Origin of the sequence: Mycoplasma sp. P36-A1 (genome assembly GCF_049478495.1) — a bacterium.
Taxonomy (GTDB): domain Bacteria; phylum Bacillota_I; class Bacilli_A; order JAJDGJ01; family JAJDGJ01; genus P36-A1.
Genome location: NZ_CP168083.1, coordinates 1,944,661 through 1,966,006, shown reverse-complemented (window position 1 = coordinate 1,966,006; position 21,346 = coordinate 1,944,661). Strand labels below are relative to the sequence as shown.

Below are 21,346 nucleotides of genomic sequence, written 5' to 3'. Positions count from 1 at the left end.
AAGTGTTCCCCCTTTATATATATTATTAATTTTTATCCACAATTATCGACAATAAAAGCAAAATCTTATAAATAAATAAGATTTTACTGTAAAATTATGGATAACTTTAGAAAAAATAATCTTTATATTTTATATTTTATTGTAAAATAATATTAAAAACTATAATAAATTATTTATAGGTACAATAAAAACGATCTCTTAAGTTAGTAAAAGCCCTTAAAAGACGCATATTAAGGGAATTTTAAAATTTTTAAAAGAGACATAAGCTAATCTAAGACAGATAGCTTTAACAACTACTATTATATACAAAAATGTTTAAAAAAGCGAATGGAAAATTGTTGATAACTCACTTTTCAACAGACTTATCCACAAGATATATAGGTATTATTACCATAGTTATCAATAGTTTATAACTTTATCCACAACTAAAAAAAAAGTTTGCCACATATGTTAATTGAGTTATCCACTTTTCCACAGTGTAGTGGGGATAAGTTTTTATATCCACATAATATAAACAGTTTTATCAACAAATAAAAAACGATAAAATAAGTGCTTAATATATTTATCCACACTTATCCACATATGTTGAAAAGTACTTATTAACAAAATAAACTTATCAACAACTATAATGTAATATTAAAGTAAAATATAAGTTTTTAATTATTAATTTTTTTTGTTTTTTTTAATGTGATATAATATTTTAAGGTGATAAAATGAATTTAATAGAAAAGATTCCATTTGTTGATATTTATGATAAAAGAGGTATATGTGAATTAGATACTTTTGAAGAAGCAATATTAATAATTAAGAATTTTAAAAAATATAAGAAAAATATGGTTATTGTAAAAAATAACCTTTTTAGTGCTACAAAACTTTATGAAGAACTTTTAATTAATATTGATGAGGAAGATATACATCTTTTTGGATTTGATGAATCATTAGTTGTTGAAACACTAGCAAGTTCTCCTGAACTTGCAATGCAAAGACTAGATACTATTAAATCAAGTCAAAATAATAATCCTATGATAATTATTACTCACTCTATGGGAATTATAAAACCAATAATATCTAAAGAAGAATATTTAAATAATATAAGAAATTTAAAAATAGATGATGAAATTGATTTTAAAGAAATTGGTGAATATTTAATAAGTGTAGGATTTAATAAAGTATCAAAAGTTACATTACCTTTTGAATTTTCTATAAGAGGTAACGTACTAGATATATATGGTATTTCTAATTCTCAACCAGTTAGAATTGATACATTTGATACAATAATAGAAAGCTTTAAATTATTTGATGTTAATACTCAAAGATCAAGAATAAAATTAGATGAATATCAAATTTATCCAGTATCTGTATATAATCAAAAAATGGATACATACATATATGAAAAAATAACTTTAGAAAATAAAAATGAAAATTTAGCAGATGAATTATTAGCATCAATGACTATTAATAAAGAACTCTTTTTATCTAGATATTATAATCTAGTAGAAAATAAAAATTCTATTCTAGATTATATAGATGATCCAATTTTAATTACATCATCTATGACTTCTATTAAAGCAAATATTGAAAATATTCATTTAGAAAGTTATTCTTATTTAAAAGAACAGTGTTTAGAGAATAAAGCATATTGTGATTTTGAAATATTTTTAGATTATCAAATACTTTTATTACATAGTATTGATATAAAAGAATATAGAACTAAATTAGTAGAACAATCATTAGATTTATATCCAATAATAAAGATTAATGATAATTCACAATTTATAGAAATGTTAAAAGAAAACTTAAAAGAAAATTTAAAAATATTTATATCCTTAGAAAAACATCATGATTTAAATAATGTTATATCATTATTAGATGATAATGAATTAGAGTATAATCAAAATATTTATGAAGATGGAAATATAAACATATTAAGAGAAGAGTTTACAAGAGGATTTAAAAATGAAGAATATGGAATAGTACTATACACAGAAAAAGAGATTTTTGCTAAAAAGGTAAAGAGATCAAAGTTTTTTAATAAATTTAGTAATGCAGTAGACATAGTAAACTTAGAAGAGTTGAAAGAAAATGATTATGTAGTACATAATCATCATGGTATTGGACAATATTTAGGATTAGTACAACTAAAAGTTGATAATATTGAAAAAGACTTCTTGCATATTGCCTATCGAAATAATGAAAAACTATATATTCCAATTGATCAGTTTAATCTAATAAAGAAATATTCTACTAGTGATAGTATACCTCCAAAAATATCAGCTCTAGGTGGAAGTGACTGGAAAAAAACTAAACTTAAAGTTGCTAAAAAAATAGAAGATATGATGGACGAATTATTAGAATTGTATGCAACAAGACAGCAACCTATTGGTTTTTCGTTTGCACCAGATACGCCTTTACAAAAAGAATTTGAAGATGACTTTGAATATCAATTGACTCCTGATCAACAAAAAGCTATTGAAGAAGTAAAAAAAGATATGGAATCAGATAAAGCAATGGATCGACTTATTTGTGGTGATGTAGGTTATGGAAAAACAGAAGTTGCAATAAGAGCTATTATGAAAGCTGTTTTAAATAATAAACAAGTATCATTTTTATGTCCAACAACTATTTTAGCAAGACAACATTATTTAACGTTATTAGAAAAATTTAAAAACTATCCAATTAATATCGTTTTACTAACTAGAAATACAACAACAAAAGTAGTGAAAAGTGTTATTACTGATTTAAAGGATAAAAAAATAGATATTGTTGTTGGTACTCATAAGTTATTAGGTAAAAGTATTGAATACAATGATTTAGGTCTTTTAGTAGTCGATGAAGAACAAAGATTTGGAGTTAAGGATAAAGAAAAGATTAAACAACTTAAAACTAATATTGATGTATTAACATTATCTGCAACACCAATACCAAGAACATTACAAATGTCATTATCAGGATTAAGACCAATGTCATTACTTCAAACACCTCCATTAAACAGAGTTCCAGTACAAACATATGTTGTAGAAAAAAATAAGTATCTAATAAAAGAAGCTATAGAAAGAGAATTACTAAGAAATGGACAGGTCTTTTATTTATATAATAAAACAAAAGACATTGATTTAGTTGCTTTAGGAATAGAAGATTTATTTAAAGAACATAATGTTAAAGTAGGAGTTATACATGGAAAAATGCCAAAGGCAGAAATAGAAAGAACTATGGAAATGTTTGATCAAAATGAATATAATATTTTAGTAACAACAACCATAATTGAAACAGGAATAGATATTCCTAATGCAAATACAATAATAATAGAAGATGCAAATAATTTTGGTTTATCACAACTTTATCAAATAAAAGGTAGAGTTGGAAGAAGTGATAGAGTTGCATATGCTTATATGTTATACAAAAAAAATAAAATACTAACTCCAGAAGCAACTAAAAGACTACAAGCTATTAAAGAATTAACTAAATTAGGTAGTGGGTATAAAATAGCTTTAAGAGATCTAGCAATTAGAGGTGCTGGAGATATATTAGGAAAAACACAAGCAGGTAATATTGAAAGTGTAGGTTATGATTTGTATATTGAAATGTTACAAGAAGCAGTTAATAAAAAACAAAATAAAGTTGTTAAAAATACTGAAAACATTGAAAATATAAATATAAAAAATACAGGTTATATACCTGATACCTATCAAATGGATGATAATAATAAGATAAGATTATATCAAAAAATATATAAAGTAAAAGAAATAGAACAATTTAAAGAAGTAGAAGAAGAAATAAGAGATCAATATGGAAAATTACCATCTAGTATAATAGATATTATAGATAAAAGAAAATTTGAAATTATTATTAGTAGAAACAAAGCTATTAAAGTAATAGATGATCTTAATAAACTTACTTTACAACTTCAAATAAATATTAAAGATAAGGAATTAATAAAAAAAATAATGAATTTAGCTGATGAGTATTCAGGTTTAATTCAAATAGAAGTAAAATATCAAAAGATGCATCTTAGCATAAATAAAGTCTCTGCATATTTAAGAACAGTAAATATATTATTACAAGATTTAGAGAAATTGGTAGGAAGACAATATGGAAATTAAAGATATACTATTTATAAATTATGAAATATGTCAAAGTAAATCAGCAACTAATAATGCTCTTTTTGTATTAACAAAAGACTGTATAGAAGCATACTATAAATTACTGATAAAATTTAATAAAGAAAAAACCTTAACAGAAAAAGAAATTGCAATTAGATCAATATTTAATCATCAATTTAATTTAATGTATGAATTACTAGTAAATATAAGATATGAATTATTTAATTCAGGTTATCGACTTAGTAGAAGTATATTAGAAAATAAAGTTTTAATGGAATTTATCTATATTGGAAGTGATCAACAATCATATTGGTATAACAAATGGCACTATATAAAAAAAATAACTAATAATGATGATACTGAAATAGCTAATAAACAAGAAAATGATAAAATGACAAAATATTTATATAATTCATTTTGTGCAACACATGAAAAAATATATGGAAGTGATTATGGTTTTGCCCAAGAAACATTAGGAAATCAATATATAAGCATGAAAGATATAATGTATTATATTGACAATACTAGTGTAACTTATTCATACTATAAATTATTTAGTGATTTATCACATGGTAGTAATGAAAGAAGTAATAAATACGATTACCTTTTAAGAAATAATTTAGATTTTAATGAAAATACTGAAACAGGTATCTATTTAATCTGGTATTTATCACTAAAAAAAATAATTGGTATATATAAAAGTGTTGAAGAACAATCAATAGAATATCAAAACTTAAAGAAAGCCATTACAACTGTACAAGAATATATAGTAGAGAATAACATATATAAAAACGATGATTTCAAAAACTTTATAAATAGCTTAGATGTACCAATTGTAGAATAAATATAACTAAAAATGAGCAAATAATTCAGACTTGAATTATTTGCTCATTTTTAATATTTGAATAATCCTATTTATATATAGTATTAAGTATTTCTTGTTTTCTAACTTTAATAAAATTAATAACTTCATCTATATAAATAGGAAAATACCTTTCATATTCATTACTATTTCTAGGATAACATGACATTTTCTTGTGTGTTTTTTTAATATTATCAATAGAATACAAATCTAAACAAGTATTGTTTAAATATTGACTAGAAAAGAAATTAAGCCACCTAGATTTTTGTTGTGAATTAAAAGTTCTTTGTATTTGATTATAATAAAGATCAAACAAAATTAGTTCTGGACGATCATTATACTTCTCTTTTTCTTTTGCTAAATCATATTTTAATAAACAAGGCATGTAATTAGGTAAAGTATGAACAATACTAGCAAGCTCATTAAATTTTCTAAATACTACCTTATCTTCACTAAAAGAATCTTGATAAATAAAATCTAAATTTTCTAAAATCCAAAAATATTTATATAATTTACATGATCTAATATACTTTCCAGTAAGACCATTTTTATGATTCATTAAATAAATATTATCGTAATCATTAGAATATTTACTTAGTACTTTCTTTAAAAAAAGACCAAAATGATTATGTACAGTATGTATACAGTCTAAGTGACGATGATCCCAATTATCTAAAGATAAATACTTATTATCAATTAAGTAACATAAAACTCTATCAGCATTATAATGTCTAATATTAATTTCATTAAGTAACTCAACAACAACAAGATATTTAAAATACTCTTTTAAGTGATGTAAATCATTTTTAGAATTCTTTAAAAATGAAAAGTCACTAACACCATATCCTTCTTTATTAAAGATATATTTGTTATATTCATCTAGTTGAACACTTAAGGCATACTTTGATAATAATTTATTTAAATCAATTGTTAAAAAGTTTTTAAAATCAACTTCTGAGAAATATCTAATATTACAAGTATCAACTTTATCATTAAGAAAATAAAAGTCAATCTTCTTACTATCTATAAATTTATATTTTACTTTCATAAAAACACCCCATCTAAAAATAATTATATCAAAAATGAAAACTTAACTTCTTAAGAAAATCATACAATTATTATATATAATATTACAATTATGTAATATTATAATGAATCTACAAGTTAATACTCCCATTTTTTGAGTCCTACTTGCATCTTATTTATATCTACAGCTAAGTCCATAGCTACCTTTATTAAAGTTAAATATTGTTTAAGTTATACTTGCTAAGAATGTTAGTATACTGAATATAGTTAGATAAATAATAATAAAGCTATTCTATAAATAGTTAAATAAGAATATCCAAAAGTATGCATATAACTTTCTCCAGTTATGCATAGGGGTATTCTTTTTTTTGTTACAATCAGTTTGAGGTGATTATAATGACAAATATAGTATTACAAAGTATAGAATTAGTAGAAGATGTATTTGTTAATATAAAAGCGCTCCAATATTCAACTAAATATCAGTTGAAAATGAGGCCACTATTTTATTATATATTTTCACATTAAGTTACAATGATGTTAACTTAATATGGGAGGTTGAAAGGAATGATTACTATATTTGATAAAGCAGAGATCATCAAGTTAAAAGAAAGAAATATCTCAGATAGAGAAGTTCTAGAATTACTGGATTTATCGTAAAACAGTGGCTAGAGTTTATAATAAACATCTTGCTTTAAAACTAGAGATAGAACAGACAAATGACAAAATTGAAATAAGAAAAATACAAGAAGAGATAATTGCTCATCTAAATATATAGCTAGGATTAAAGTAACAAGAAAATTTAATAAAGCAATGGAAGAAATTATTGATCAATTATTAGAAGATGAAAATAGAAAAACACTCGTATTGGGTAACACACATAAACAATGTATTAGTAATCTTCAAATTCATCAAGTATTAATTGAAAAAGGTTTTGATATTGGGGTTACAACTGTTACAAACGTAGTTAGAGAAGAAAGAATTAAAATTATTTATAAAACAGGTGAAATCCAAAGAGTAAATGTCGCAACTTAAACAATTAAATTTTTTACTAGCTAGAATTGATATGACAAAACAATTGCGATTTACTAAAACTAACTATAAAATATAGTACTTATTATCTTTGATAATTGACGCTTAAACTCAACATAATATTTTAAGGTATTCAAGTGATAAAAGTGTTATTTATAAGTGATTGTTTTCACGATATGTTTACAATAAAAGTATAGAATGATATTATAGTCATATAATTTTAATATAAGGGAGAATTAAAATGAAAAAAATTATTGTATTATTAACAGTATTAACTAACTTATTAATAATGAGTAATTCTAAAGCTAGTGAAATACACTCTTTTGGGCAAAGAGAAGTAGATTACAGTTCTCAAGAGAAAGATCAAGATTTTGAAAGGTATTTCTTTAGCAACCTAGCAGAAGGTAAAAGTTTTATTGAATCTGCATGTGATAATTCAAACAGAGTAAATGTCATTAAAAATTCAAGTGGTAATAAAGTAACTAATGTCGGAATGTTTAACAATACAGGTGTTGCTTGGTTAAATAATACCATTTACTATAACTATAATAATAACAGTATCCAAGTATATCGTACATATAATGGGCAAACTAGTAATAATACATTATCTAAAGATTTAATAGATTTAAATAAAAATAATAAGCTAAAAAAATTAATATTATGAAAATAGATGTTAGAAAAATATTATTTAATATTTTTAATTTTATAATTTTCTTCATTATTCTTTCCTTTTTTTACTCAATTCCCTATATTCTAAACATAAAAGGTAATAAATTTTTACATTTTATTTTTATTAGGTTATTTATTTATAGAGTTTATTAATAATCCATATTTAGAAAGACTAGATAAAGACTACAAGTTTAATTTAGTTTTGTACTCTGGACTTACTATTAGTTTTATTAGAGAAGTAATTCTAAGTTAACATCTGATAAATTTATGAAATATCTAACAAAACTAGTTTTTAAAATCATTGTATTATCCATAATATTATTTCTATTATTAGTTATTTATCGAAGTGTAGTAACAAACAGATCAATAATATTAGATCTTATGTTTATGGTACTATTATATTTATTTTTCACATCTAATATAGTCCCATATTATTCTACTTATAAAAAAGATTACAGAACTAAAATGTTTTTATAACTTGTATAATACTAGGATTAATCAATGATTTTATATATAAACTTTAAAAAAAACAACTAATAATTAATCAATTCATTTATTACTATAAATAAATATCAATATATAGAAAATAGCTAATGTGAGGGAAATAATAAAAAATATATCAGGTTTAATACAATTGTACTTACTATAACATTACTTATATTAATTAGTAATGTTTATATTTTAGGTGATGCCTTAGATTATTATCAAAATATTGAATACTTACTTCATAATACTGAGTTTGTAATATTTGAAGTACTATCTATATTAATAATATTTCTTTTAATAATACTAAATTACATCATTCTAATAAAAAACAGAAAATTATAATCATAAAATTTAACAAAAAATAATAATAGATCAAGATTATTTAATCATTACTAAAGGGTACTATGTTACCCTTTTTAAGTTTAATTACTTACCTAAAAAAATTATAAACACAATTTAAGCTTGACTTTAGTATGGTACCGAACTATAATAATTATATCAATTTGATAAGGTACCGAACAAAAAATAGAAAGAGGTAATAAAATGAATAATCTAACAGATAATTTAATGAAACAATTAAGATATGTAAGTGAAGCAAGTAATAGATTAATGTTTAAAAAGAAACAAAGATTAACAGGACAACAAAGAGTATTAGCTATATTAAAAATGGAAGATGGAATAGATCAAAGTCATCTTGCAGAAGTTTTAGATATTAGAAAAAGCTCTTTAGCTGAACTATTAAAAAAATTAGAGTTAAGTGAAGATATTACTAGAGTAGAAGATGAACAAGATAAAAGAAGTAAATTAGTATATTTAACAGAAAAAGGTTTAAATACAGCAAAAGAAATTACTAGTAAAAAAAGTAGTAGTTATAGTGAAAGCTTTTTTAAAGGATTAAATGAAGTCGAACTTCAACAGTTTTCTATCACTTTAGATAAAATAGTAGATGGTTGGGATGAGGAATTTAAAAATGAAGCTAAACAATTTATTGATCCTATTGATCGTTTAAAAGCTATGCAACAAATGCGTGAAAATTATATGAAAGAATATGATGAAAATTATGAAAATATGAGTGCTAGTGAAAAAAGAGAATTTAGAAAAAAGATGAAAAAAGTTATGAGAGAAAATCACCCTCACCATTCTCATCCTCATCCACATCCACATCATAATAATCACTCTTTTAATAATCAACATGAGTTTTCAAGAACTATGAATCAAGATTTTATGAAAGATATGTTTAAAAAAGATGACAAAAAAGAAGATAAAGAATAATTAATTAAGGATAACTAGTTTTAACTAGTAAAGAAGGAGTTTTATTATGTCAAATCATTCAGATTTTACAGATGATTTACCAAGAGCATCATCTAATTTTAAATTTAAGGATTTTTTAAAGCTAATTAACAGTGTTAATCCTAAAAAATCACTATTTATGTTGGGAATTTTGTTTAGTTTAGTAACTAGTGGGGCTAGTTTAATAGTCCCTCAGTTAACTAAGAATTTAGTTGATTCAACAGGTTTACCACATTTTAGCAATAGCATGATTGTAGTACTAGTGCTTGCTTTTGTAGCTCAGTTAGCTTTTGGTACTTTAGGAGGATTTATCTTAAGATATGTTGGTGAAAGTGCCGTTAAAACTTTACGTGAGCGATTATGGAATCATCTATTAAAATTGCCTGTAAGCTATTTTGATGATCGAAAATCAGGGGAGAGCAGTTCAAGGTTAGTAAATGATACTATAATAGTAAAAGATTTAGTAACATCACATTTTCCTAGCTTTATTACAGGAGCTATTCAATTAGTAGGTTCTTTAATAATACTATTTTATATGGATTGGAAAATGGCTGCTTTATTGTTCAGCATTATTCCCATTATTGTATTAATAATGTTACCACTTGGTAAGATTATGGCAAAAATTGGAAAGCAAGTTCAAACAGCAACAGCTAATTTTAATGCTGAAGTTAGTGAAAAATTAGCCGAAGTTAGACTTATAAAATCAAGTAATGGTGAAGCTTTTGAAATGGAAAATGGTGCTAGTTTTATAAATAAGATATTTAAATTAGGAATTAAAGATGCTAAAATTGAAGCATTACTTCAGCCTATTATGATGACTAGTATGTTAGGTATATTTGTTGGAATTTTAGGATATGGTTCTGTAAGAGTTCAAAATGGAACATTAACAAGTGGTGCTTTAGTTGCTTTTCTACTTTATCTATTTAATATTATTTCTCCAGTTGCGACATTTGCTATGTTCTTTTCTCAAGTTCAAAAAGCTATGGGTTCTACTGAAAGAATACAAGAAATTCTTAATACTGAAGTTGAACAAGTAGGTACTATAAACAATATTAATATTGATGGATTAAGTATAGAAGCAAATAATGTGAGTTTTGCTTATGTAAATGATCAGGATATATTAAAAAATGTTTCTTTTGAAGCTAAACCAAATACAGTTGTAGCATTTGCTGGTCCAAGTGGTGGTGGAAAATCTACCGTCTTTGCCCTACTTGAAAGATTTTATATTCCTAATAGTGGTAGTATTAAAATTGGAAATGAAAATATTCAAAATATCCAATTAAAGCAATGGCGTAGTCAAATAGGATATGTATCTCAAGATAGTTCAGTCTTTGCGGGATCAATTAAAGATAATCTACAATATGGTCTTGAACAAGAATTAACTGAAGAACAGTTATGGGATGGATTAAGCCTAGCATATGCAAAAGATTTCGTAGAGAATTTTAAAGATAAGTTAGATACAGAAATTGGTGAAAGAGGAGTTAAACTTTCAGGTGGACAAAAGCAAAGAATTGCAATTGCTCGTGCCTTTTTAAGAAATCCTAAAATATTAATGTTAGATGAAGCTACAGCAAGCCTTGATTCACAATCAGAAGAAATGGTTCAAAAAGCTTTAGATAAATTAATGATAGGAAGAACTACTTTAGTAATTGCACATCGTTTATCAACTATAGTAAATGCTGATAATATTTATTTCATTGAAAAAGGTTCAATAACTGGTAGTGGTACACATTCAACTTTATTGAAAGAACACACATTATATTCAAAGTATGTTAATGAACAAATGATTAATTAAAATTGAATTATTTAGATATATAACTTCAATAATTTAAACTAATATGAAAGTAAGATCTAATTCTTCTTGTAATTAAACAAGATGATTTAGATCTTTTTCTTTTTTTTAATAATTGGATCCAACTGTATAAGAATTTTATTAAAATAAATCTTATGCCACTCTATAATTTATAAAACCTTAATAAGTTAAATAAGTATTTTTAATTATAGATATTGCTTATATTGTTTAATGCTAATAACTTTACTTGCTTTAGCTTATGAGTTACTATTTTTTTTATAAAAGATTTTTTTAGCATTTATAGTAGTGAAGGGAGAAGTATGTATTATTATATACATACAATAGTTATATGGTAGCAAAGCAACAATCAAAAACAAAAAAAGTTTCACTTCAGTTTAGATTAATCGATTTTTTGAAGCTTATTAATAGTGCTAGTCCTAAAAAATCTTTATTTTTACTTGGGATATTTTTAAGTGTCATTACAAGTGCTGCAAGTTTAGTCGTACCACAGTTAAGTAAAAATTTAGTTGATACAAATACAATAATGAATTTGGATAGTAATGTAATAATATTAATAGCACTAGCTTTAATAGTACAACTTGTTTTTGGTACTCTAGGTGGTTTTATTTTAAGATATGTAGGTGAAAATGCAGTTCAAAACTTAAGGATAAGATTATGGAATCATTTACTATTACTTCCAGTTAATTACTTTGATGATCGAAAAGCAGGAGCAAGTAGCTCTCGTTTAGTAAATGATACTGCAGTTTTAAAGGATTTAGTTACATCACAGTTTCCAGGATTTTTAACAGGTAGTATTCAATTAATTGGCTCAATGATTATACTATTTATTATGGACTATAAAATGGCTGCCCTACTATTTAGTGTTATCCCAGTAATTGTAGCTATTATCTTACCATTAGGTAAATTAATTGCTAAAATCGGGAAACAAGTACAAAGTGCAACGGCTGATTTTAATGGTGATGCTAGTGAAAAACTAACAGAGATTAGATTAATAAAATCTAGTAATGGAGAAAACTTTGAAAAAAGTAATGGTGCTTCACTAATTGGTAAAATATTTCAATTAGGAATTAAAGATGCTAAAATTGAGGCTATTTTACAACCTATTTTATTAACTGTATTATTTGCAGCAATTGTAGGAATACTAGGTTATGGTTTTGTCAGAGTATCAAATAATACATTAACTTTAGGAACTTTAGTAGCCTTCTTACTTTATATTTTCAATATAATAACTCCAGTTGCAACATTTGCAACATTCTTCTCTCAAGTTCAAAAAGCTATGGGTTCAACAGAACGTATACAACAAATACTTTTATTTGATAAAGAAAGTGTTGGTAGTATAAAAGATGTAGATATAAGTGGATTAGATCTTGTATCAACTAATGTAAACTTTGGTTATAATGAAAATCAAATGATCTTAAATGATTTCAATTTTGAAGCTAAATCCAATAGTGTTGTAGCATTTGTTGGTCCTAGTGGTAGTGGTAAATCAACAGTATTAGCTTTAATCGAAAGATTTTATAAACCTAATAGTGGTTATATTAAAATAGGAAATTACGATATACAAGATATAAATATTAATGAATGGCGTAGTCAAATAGGCTATGTTTCACAAGATAGTGCAGTCTTTGCAGGTTCTATAAAATTTAATTTAACCTATGGTTTATATGATAATGTATCTGATGAAAAGTTATGGGAAGCTTTAGAGTTAGCTTATGCTAAAGATTTTGTAGAGAATTTTAAAGATAAGTTAGATACAGAAATTGGAGAACGAGGTTTAAAATTATCGGGTGGACAAAAACAAAGGATTGCAATTGCAAGAGCCTTTTTAAGAAACCCCAAAATACTTATGTTAGATGAAGCTACAGCAAGTCTTGATTCACAATCAGAATATATGGTACAAAAAGCATTGGATAAATTAATGGTAAATAGAACTACAATTGTTATTGCACATAGACTTTCAACTATAGTTAATGCAGATAATATATATTTTATTGAAAATGGACATGTCACGGGAAGTGGAAATCATTCAGAATTGTTAAAGACTCATAAACTATATGCTAAATATGTGAAAGAACAAATGATATAATTCAAAAGTACAAAATAAATCCAAAACTATATAATATCTAATATTTTTTGGTATTATTTGATGTTTTAAATGTGAAAATTTCTAACAGTAAGTCTTTAGCTATCGCTTAATCAAAGGTAAAGTTTTTTTCTATACAAATGAATATATTATATAATTTAAAGTTATAAATTTGTAACAATTACAATAATATACACTTATTAATGATAAAAATGTAATTTTCATATTGTAACAAAAATAAAGATGTGATAAGATTAAATCGTAAAGAAAATTGAATATTATTATTTATCGTATATGTCTAACAATATGGGTTAGACGTCTCTACCAATCGACCGTAAATTGATGGACTATGATAAAAGTTTTTTGCTTTTGTGCGTGCACAAAGGGATACTTTTATCGTTGTTTTTCTTAGGAGGAACCTACATGTACAAAGTAACATTAAACAATTCAATAATTCAAAAAAATGATAAATAATAACAGTGCGCTTTGGTGCACTGTTTTTTTGACTTTAATGTTACTAAAATAGAAAGGAAACGAAAAAATGAACACTAGAATTTATGTTGAGAAAAAAACACAATTTCAAACTACGCAAACAAACTTATTTAATCAATTAAAGAAGGATTTAAAAATCACATCTTTAAATAATTTAAGAATGATTCAAGTATATGATGTACTAAATGTTGATGAAACATCACTAGCAAAAGCTGAAAAAACATTATTTATGGAGATAGCAACTGATAATTTATTTCATGATTTAGATTTATCAAATTTAAATTACTTTGCTATAGAAGCTTTAGCAGGACAATTTGATCAACGAGCTTCTTCTGCAAGATCAGGACTTTTATTATTAGGAGCAAATAATGAAGTAGATGTTAAAAGTTCAATTATTTATATTCTAAATAATGAAGTAAGTATTGAAGAAAAACAAAATATTATAAAATTTTTAGTTAATCCTTTAGAAAATCAAGTAAAAGATTTAAGTCTACCTTTAGACAATAATATAGATATTAATATAAAACCTGTTGAAACAGTAGATGGTTTTATTTCTATGAATGTAAAAGATTTAGAATTATTTTTAAATGAACAAAATTTAGCAATGAACATTGAAGATTTAAAATTTATTCAAAATTATTTTAAAATAAAAAATCGTGATCCTAGAATTACAGAAGTATTAATTTTAGATACATATTGGTCAGATCACTGTCGTCATACTACTTTTGAAACAGAGCTTAAAAATATAGATTACTCTCAAAGTAGTATAAATGATGAAATAGATAGTGCTTATAAAACATATATTAAAATGAAAACAGAATTAAACAGAAGTGATAAGCCAATGACATTAATGGAAATGGCTAGTATTGAAGCTAGATATGAAAGAGCTAATGGAATGTTGTTAGATATGGAAGTTAGTGATGAAGTTAATGCTTGTAGTATTGAAATAGATGTTGATGTTGATGGAACAGATGAAAAATACTTATTAATGTATAAAAATGAAACACATAACCACCCTACTGAAATCGAACCATTTGGTGGAGCAGCAACATGTGTTGGTGGTGCTATAAGAGATCCACTTTCTGGTAGATCTTATGTATTCCAAGGTATGAGGGTAACAGGAGCTGGTAATGTTTTAGCTCCAATTGAACAAACATTGCCTGGGAAATTATCTCAAAGAGCCATTACACAAAATGCTGCAAAAGGATATAGCTCTTATGGTAATCAAATAGGACTATGTACAACCTTTATTAAAGAATTATATCATCCAGGTTATTTAGCTAAAAGAATGGAGTTAGGAGCAGTTGTTGGAGCAGCACCTAAATCAATGGTTGTAAGAAAACAACCTGAAGTTGGTGATATTGTTGTTCTTCTTGGTGGTGCAACAGGTAGAGATGGTGTTGGAGGAGCTACAGGATCTTCAAAAGTACAACATAAAGAAACTTTAGTTGAAGCTAAAAGTGAAGTGCAAAAAGGAAATGCTCCTGAAGAAAGAAAACTACAAAGATTATTTAGAAATGAAGAAGTATCTAAAATGATTAAGAAAGCTAATGATTTTGGTGCTGGTGGAGTTTCTGTTGCAATTGGAGAAATTGCTGATGGTGTAGATATTAATTTAGATGTATTACCAACTAAATATGATGGTTTAAATGGAACAGATTTAGCTTTATCAGAATCTCAAGAAAGAATGGCAGTAGTTATAGAAGCTAAAGATTTTGATAGATTTAAACAACTAGCAAATGAAGAAAATACTGTTGCAGTTAATGTTGCTACAGTTACTGCAGCTAAAAAAATGATAATGCGTTGGCAAAATAATATAATTGTTGATATTGATCGAGAATTTCTTGATACTAATGGAATCAGACAATCAATCAATCCAACAATATTAGATACTAATGTTGATACAGTATTTAAAAGTGAATTTGTAACTTCTAAACTAGAAACTAGTTTAAAAACTATGTTACAAGATTTAAGATATGCATCTACTAAATCACTATCATCAATTTTTGATAATAATGTTGGTAGATCAACAGTCTTAGCAGCATATGGAGGTAAATATCAATTAAGTCCTGCAGAAGTATCAGCTCAAAAAATCCCAGTTGAAAAAGGATTTACAAATACAGTGTCAGTTCTTGCTTATGGAGGAAATCCAGAAATTGGTGAATATCAACCATTTTATGTTGGTTCATATGCCATTATAGAATCAGTTGCTAGAATAGTTGCATCAGGAGGTAAATGGAATAATGTAAGACTATCATTACAAGAATACTTTGAAAGAGTAAGTAATGATGGTGAAAGATTTGGAAAACCTGTTGCTGCATTATTAGGTGCACTACAAACACAAAGAAAATTAAACTTACCTGCATTAGGTGGTAAAGATAGTATGTCAGGAACTTATAATGAAATAGATGTACCACCTACTGTAATTTCATTTGCAATTACAACTGCTAAAGCTAAAGATATATTATCAGTAGAGTTTAAAGAGACTAATCAATATGTTTATGCTTTAAAAACTACTAGATCTGAAAAGATAGATTATGAAATATTAAAAGAAAACTTTAATTTAATGAATCAGTTACAAACTGATAATAAAATAACAAGTGCTATATCAATTAAAAATGGTGGGATGTTAAAAGCAATATATGATAGTTCAATTGGAAATAATATAGGTATTAAATTAGAAAAAATAAGTATTGATGAATTATTATATCCTTATTATGGAGGATTTGTCTTTGCATCAAATACTAAATTAGATAATGATCAACTAATTTATCTAGGTACTACAATACAAGATAGTATTGAATATCAAAATGAAGTTATTGATTTAAAAGAATTAGTTACTATAAATGAAGAAGTTCTTGCAGATATATACCCTACAACATATGCACATAAATTAAGTAATGAACCTAAAGAAATTGAAAACTATAAATTAGGAAAATTAAATAAATTAGAATATAGTGCAACAGCAATTGAAAATCCAATAGCTTACATACCAGTATTTTATGGAACAAACTCAGAATATGATGTAGCTAAGGGTTTAACAAAAGCAGGTTGTAAAATTAATATGTTACCATTTGTAGATTTGAATGAAGAACAAATTAATAAAAGTATTGATAAAATGGTAGAAGCATTAGACAATTCAAATATATTTGCAATTAGTGGTGGATTCTCTGCCGGTGATGAACCAGATGGTAGTGGTAAATATATTGTTAATATACTATTGAATGAAAAAGTAAGTGCTGCTATTGAAAGATTTATTGCAAGAGAAGGATTAATAATTGGTATTTGTAATGGATTCCAAGCACTTATAAAAAGTGGTTTATTACCATATGGAAAAATAGGACAACTAAGTGAGAATATGCCCACTCTTTTCTTAAATGAAAGAGGAAATCACATTAGTAGCTTTATAAAAACAAAATCTCATAATAATAATTCTCCATGGTTAAGTAAAATAAAAGAAGATGATATAAATACCATTGCAATTTCTCATGGTGAAGGACGCTTTATGGCAGATGATATTACTATAAAAGAATTATTTGAAAATGGACAAGTTATTACTCAATATGTAGATTTAGAAAATAAACCTTCTATGGATTATCGTTTTAATCCAAATGGTTCATTTGCAGCTATTGAAGGAATAACATCATTAGATGGTAGAATACTTGGGAAAATGGGTCATACTGAAAGATATGAAGATGGATTATATCAAAATATTATAGGTGAAAAAGAACAACAATTATTCGAAGGTGCGGTAGCTTACTTTAGAAAAATAAAATAAAAGGAGAAAAATAAATGATTGACATTAAAGGACTAAATGAAGAATGTGGAGTATTTGCAGTTTCAAACAACATAGATGCAGTACCATTTACTTACTATGGTTTACATAGTTTACAACACAGAGGTCAACAAGCTGCCGGTATAGCTTGTATTACAGATGATAATACTTTAAAAGTAGTTAAAAATAATGGTTTAGTAAATGATGTTTTCAAGAATGTTGACCTAGAAGAAATCAAGAGTAAAAATTGTATAGGTCATGTAAGATATGCAACTGCTGGTGGTTTAGGTGTAGCCAATGTTCAACCATTTGCTTTTCACTTTTATGATGAATACTTAGCTGTAGCTCATAATGGTCATATAGGAAATGCGAAACTTCTTAAAGAAAATTTAGAACGTAATGGAAGTGTCTTTGCATCAACATCAGATAGTGAAATCATTATTCATTTAATAAGAAATCAATCAGGTGAATTTATTGAAAGATTAGTAAACTCATTAATTCAAGTAGATGGTTCATTTGCCTATGTAATGTTACATGATACTGGTATTTATGGAATAAGAGATCGTCATGGTTTAAGACCACTTTCAATTGGTCAATTAGATGATGAAAGTTATGTTTTATCATCAGAAACATGTGCATTTAATATTATAGGAGCTAAATATGTAAGAGATGTACAACCTGGTGAAATAGTACATATTGTAGATGGTAAACTTGAATCAATAATGTATGCTAATGAAACATCACATAATGTTTGTCTTATGGAATATGTATATTTTTCAAGACCAGATAGCACTATCGATGGTATTAATGTACATGCTGCTAGAAAAGAAAGTGGTAGAGCTCTTGCTAGACATAATATAGTAGATGCTGATATTGTAGTTGGTGTACCTGATTCAAGTATATCAGCTGCTATTGGTTACTCAGAAGAAGCTAAAATTCCATATGAAATGGGATTAGTAAAAAATAGATATGTAGGTAGAACTTTCATACAACCAACACAAGCAATGAGAGAACGTGGAGTAAAAATGAAGCTTTCAGCTGTTTCAGAAATAGTTGGTGGAAAAAGAATTGTCTTAATAGATGATTCTATTGTTCGAGGAACTACAATGAAAAGAATTGTAAAAATGCTTAAAGATGCAAATGCTAAAGAAGTTCATGTTAGAATTGCTTCACCTGCAATAAAATTTCCATGTTATTATGGTGTTGATATTTCAAGTTTTGATGAATTAATATCAAATAAAATGAATGTAACAGAACTAAGAGATTTTATAAATGCCGATTCATTAGAATTTTTAGAACTAGAAAATCTTGAAAAAGCACTAAACATTACTAGTAATGATCACAAAACATGTAAAAGAGCATGTACTGCTTGTTTTAATGGTAAATATGTAACAAGTTTATATGATGCATTAGAAGACTTTAATAAAAAAGGATGCTGTTAATATGAAAGATATAGTAGTTGCTATAATAATGGGATCAAATAGTGATTATCCTGTGATGAAAGAAGCCGAAATAATTTTAGATAAGTTTAATATAAAATATGAAAGTAAAGTTGTATCAGCACATCGTACACCACAAAAAATGTATGAATTTGCTTTAAGTGCTAAAGAAAAATATAGTGTAATAATTGCTGCAGCTGGTGGTGCAGCTCACTTACCTGGAATGGTAGCCTCAATGTGCACCTTACCAGTAATTGGAGTACCAATCAAATCAAAATCTTTAGATGGTTTGGATTCATTACTTTCAATTGCACAAATGCCACCTGGAATTCCAGTTGCAACAATGGGAATTAATCAAGCAGCAAATGCTGCAATAATGGCAACTTCAATAATTTCAACTTTTAATAAAGATGCCCAAATAGCATTAGAAAACTACAAATTAGAGCTAATAAAAAAAGTTGAAAAAATGGAGTTAAAATAATGAAACAAACTATTGGAATTATTGGTGGTGGACAACTTGGAATGTATTTATCATTAGCTGCCTGTCAACTTGGATATAAAACAGTAGTCTATGATCAAAGCAAAGAAGTATCAGCTGCAAATTTATGTGATATCTTTGTAGAAGGAAGCTTTAATGATAAAAATAAACTTGAAGAATTTTGTAAATTATGTGATGTAATCACTTATGAATTTGAAAATATTAATTCAAATATAGTAGAAGAATTAAGTCAGAAATATAATATAGTTCAAAAAGCTAAACCTTTAATATTATCATCATCAAGATTGAATGAAAAAGAATTAGCTAAAAAACTAGATATAAAAACAATTAACTGGCAATACATTGAAAGTAAAGAACAAGAAATCATCTTAAATTATCCTTACATTATGAAAAGTGTCTCACTTGGATATGATGGTAAAGGACAATATAAAATATATAAAAAAGAAGATTTAGTTAAAGTTGATTTTACTAATACAACTTATATGTGTGAAGAATTACTAGACTTTGATTATGAAATAAGTGTTATTGCAATAAAGAGTATAAATGATGAATTAAAGTTTTATGAACCATTTAGTAATTTACATGTAAATGGCATATTACATATGACTACTTTAGAAAAACAAAGTAATTCAATAATAAAACAAGCAAATGAAATAGTTAAAAAAATAATTGATGAAAATAATATTTATGGCATATTATGTGTTGAGTTTTTTGTTAAAGATGGAATAGTGTACTTTAATGAAATAGCAGCAAGACCACACAATAGTGGACATATTACAATGGATACACATATTACATCACAATATCATAATCATATAAAAGCAATTACAGGTGAAAAACTTGGAAGTACTGCTATTAAGTGTAATGCTGTAATGGTAAATATATTAGGACAAGATTTAGATAAATTAAAATTAATTCTAAATCAATATGGTGATAGTATTAATTATTACGATTATCGTAAAACACCTAAACATAATCGAAAAATAGGTCATTTAGTAGATTATAATTTAGAAAATATACAATATTATAAAAACAATTTTAGATAGGAGATTTACAATGGAAAACAAAGAAATGATATATGAAGGTAAAGCAAAAATAGTTTATCAAGCAGATAATGAAAATGAAGTAATAATTTATTTTAAAGATGATGCAACAGCATTTAATGGAGTTAAAAAAGCTAGTATTCAAAATAAAGGAATTTTAAATAACAAAATTACAACAATTATTTTTAACTATTTAGAAAGTAATGGAGTTGATACTCATTATATTAAAACACTTAATGATAGAGAACAACTTACAGATAAAATAAAAATAATACCATTAGAATTTATTTGTCGAAATATAGTTGCAGGATCAATGGCTAAAAGACTTGGAATGGAAGAAGGACAAATTTTAGAAGAACCTATCTTAGAAATATGTTATAAAAAAGATGAACTAAATGATCCACTATTAAACGATTATCATGCTTATGCATTAGGTTTAGTAACAAAAGAACAATTACATGAATGTTATGATAAGGTACTAAAAGTTAATGAATTACTACAAAAATTATTTTTGGAAATAGGAATAATCTTAGTAGACTTTAAAGTAGAATTTGGTTTCAATAAAGAAGGTAAAATAGTATTAGCAGATGAGTTTAGTCCAGATAATGCTAGACTATGGGATGAAGTTACAAAGAAAAAATTAGATAAAGATGTATTTAGAAGAGACTTAGGTAATATAGTTGATACTTATCAATATATTTTAGAAAAATTAGAAGATTTAAATCTTTAATAAAGGAGTA

At 25.5% G+C, this 21,346-nt stretch carries 13 protein-coding genes and 1 riboswitch; of the genes, 12 read left to right on the top strand and 1 reads right to left on the bottom strand.

The features are described from left to right. Positions 1–713: 713 nt before the first annotated feature. Both mfd and ACD762_RS09530 read left to right on the top strand, forming a co-directional pair. On the top strand, positions 714–4,100 hold the full coding sequence (gene mfd / locus ACD762_RS09535) for a transcription-repair coupling factor (RefSeq protein WP_423363767.1): 3,387 nt from the start codon (positions 714–716) through the stop codon (positions 4,098–4,100). Further along, positions 4,090–4,944, top strand: a complete 855-nt coding sequence (locus ACD762_RS09530; protein ID WP_423363766.1) for a hypothetical protein — start codon at positions 4,090–4,092, stop codon at positions 4,942–4,944. The genes mfd and ACD762_RS09530 overlap by 11 nt, the downstream gene beginning before the upstream one ends. Before the next feature lie 67 nt (positions 4,945–5,011). Here ACD762_RS09530 and ACD762_RS09525 read toward each other — a convergent pair whose 3' ends face one another. Beyond that, positions 5,012–6,010: a hypothetical protein gene (locus ACD762_RS09525; protein ID WP_423363765.1), complete on the bottom strand. Its 999-nt coding sequence runs from the start codon at positions 6,008–6,010 to the stop codon at positions 5,012–5,014. A 788-nt stretch (positions 6,011–6,798) separates the two neighbouring features. Between ACD762_RS09525 and ACD762_RS09520 the strand changes: the two genes are divergently transcribed. The 10 genes from ACD762_RS09520 (at position 6,799) to purC (ending at position 21,336) form a co-directional block, all read left to right on the top strand. Continuing rightward, positions 6,799–7,020, top strand: a complete 222-nt coding sequence (locus tag ACD762_RS09520) for a hypothetical protein (protein WP_423363764.1) — start codon at positions 6,799–6,801, stop codon at positions 7,018–7,020. Positions 7,021–7,258: 238 nt separating this feature from the next. Further along, entirely contained in the window at positions 7,259–7,687 is a 429-nt protein-coding gene (locus ACD762_RS09515; protein WP_423363763.1) for a hypothetical protein, read from the top strand. A 1,028-nt stretch (positions 7,688–8,715) separates the two neighbouring features. After that, positions 8,716–9,444: a MarR family winged helix-turn-helix transcriptional regulator gene (locus tag ACD762_RS09510; protein WP_423363762.1), complete on the top strand. Its 729-nt coding sequence runs from the start codon at positions 8,716–8,718 to the stop codon at positions 9,442–9,444. 46 nt (positions 9,445–9,490) lie between these two features. Beyond that, positions 9,491–11,257, top strand: coding sequence for an ABC transporter ATP-binding protein (locus ACD762_RS09505; protein WP_423363761.1), 1,767 nt, complete (start codon positions 9,491–9,493; stop codon positions 11,255–11,257). A gap of 346 nt (positions 11,258–11,603) precedes the next feature. Further along, complete coding sequence (locus ACD762_RS09500) at positions 11,604–13,361, top strand: ABC transporter ATP-binding protein (protein WP_423363760.1); 1,758 nt, start codon at positions 11,604–11,606, stop codon at positions 13,359–13,361. A 265-nt stretch (positions 13,362–13,626) separates the two neighbouring features. Then, positions 13,627–13,728: riboswitch (purine riboswitch) on the top strand. A gap of 171 nt (positions 13,729–13,899) precedes the next feature. After that, positions 13,900–17,628 carry a phosphoribosylformylglycinamidine synthase gene (locus ACD762_RS09495; RefSeq protein WP_423363759.1) on the top strand — a complete coding sequence of 1,243 codons (3,729 nt, stop codon included), beginning with the start codon at positions 13,900–13,902 and terminating at the stop codon, positions 17,626–17,628. Between the two features lie 14 nt (positions 17,629–17,642). Continuing rightward, positions 17,643–19,067: an amidophosphoribosyltransferase gene (gene purF, locus ACD762_RS09490; protein ID WP_423363758.1), complete on the top strand. Its 1,425-nt coding sequence runs from the start codon at positions 17,643–17,645 to the stop codon at positions 19,065–19,067. 1 nt (position 19,068) lies between these two features. Further along, on the top strand, positions 19,069–19,545 hold the full coding sequence (gene purE / locus ACD762_RS09485; protein WP_423363757.1) for a 5-(carboxyamino)imidazole ribonucleotide mutase: 477 nt from the start codon (positions 19,069–19,071) through the stop codon (positions 19,543–19,545). Further along, the gene (locus ACD762_RS09480; protein WP_423363756.1) at positions 19,545–20,609 is read left to right on the top strand and encodes a 5-(carboxyamino)imidazole ribonucleotide synthase; all 1,065 of its coding nucleotides are present in this window, start codon (positions 19,545–19,547) and stop codon (positions 20,607–20,609) included. Before purE ends, ACD762_RS09480 begins: the two co-directional genes overlap by 1 nt. A 10-nt stretch (positions 20,610–20,619) precedes the next feature. Beyond that, positions 20,620–21,336 (top strand): phosphoribosylaminoimidazolesuccinocarboxamide synthase, encoded by a 717-nt coding sequence (gene purC, locus ACD762_RS09475; RefSeq protein WP_423363755.1) that lies wholly within the window; start codon positions 20,620–20,622, stop codon positions 21,334–21,336. The last annotated feature ends 10 nt before the right edge of the window (positions 21,337–21,346 follow it).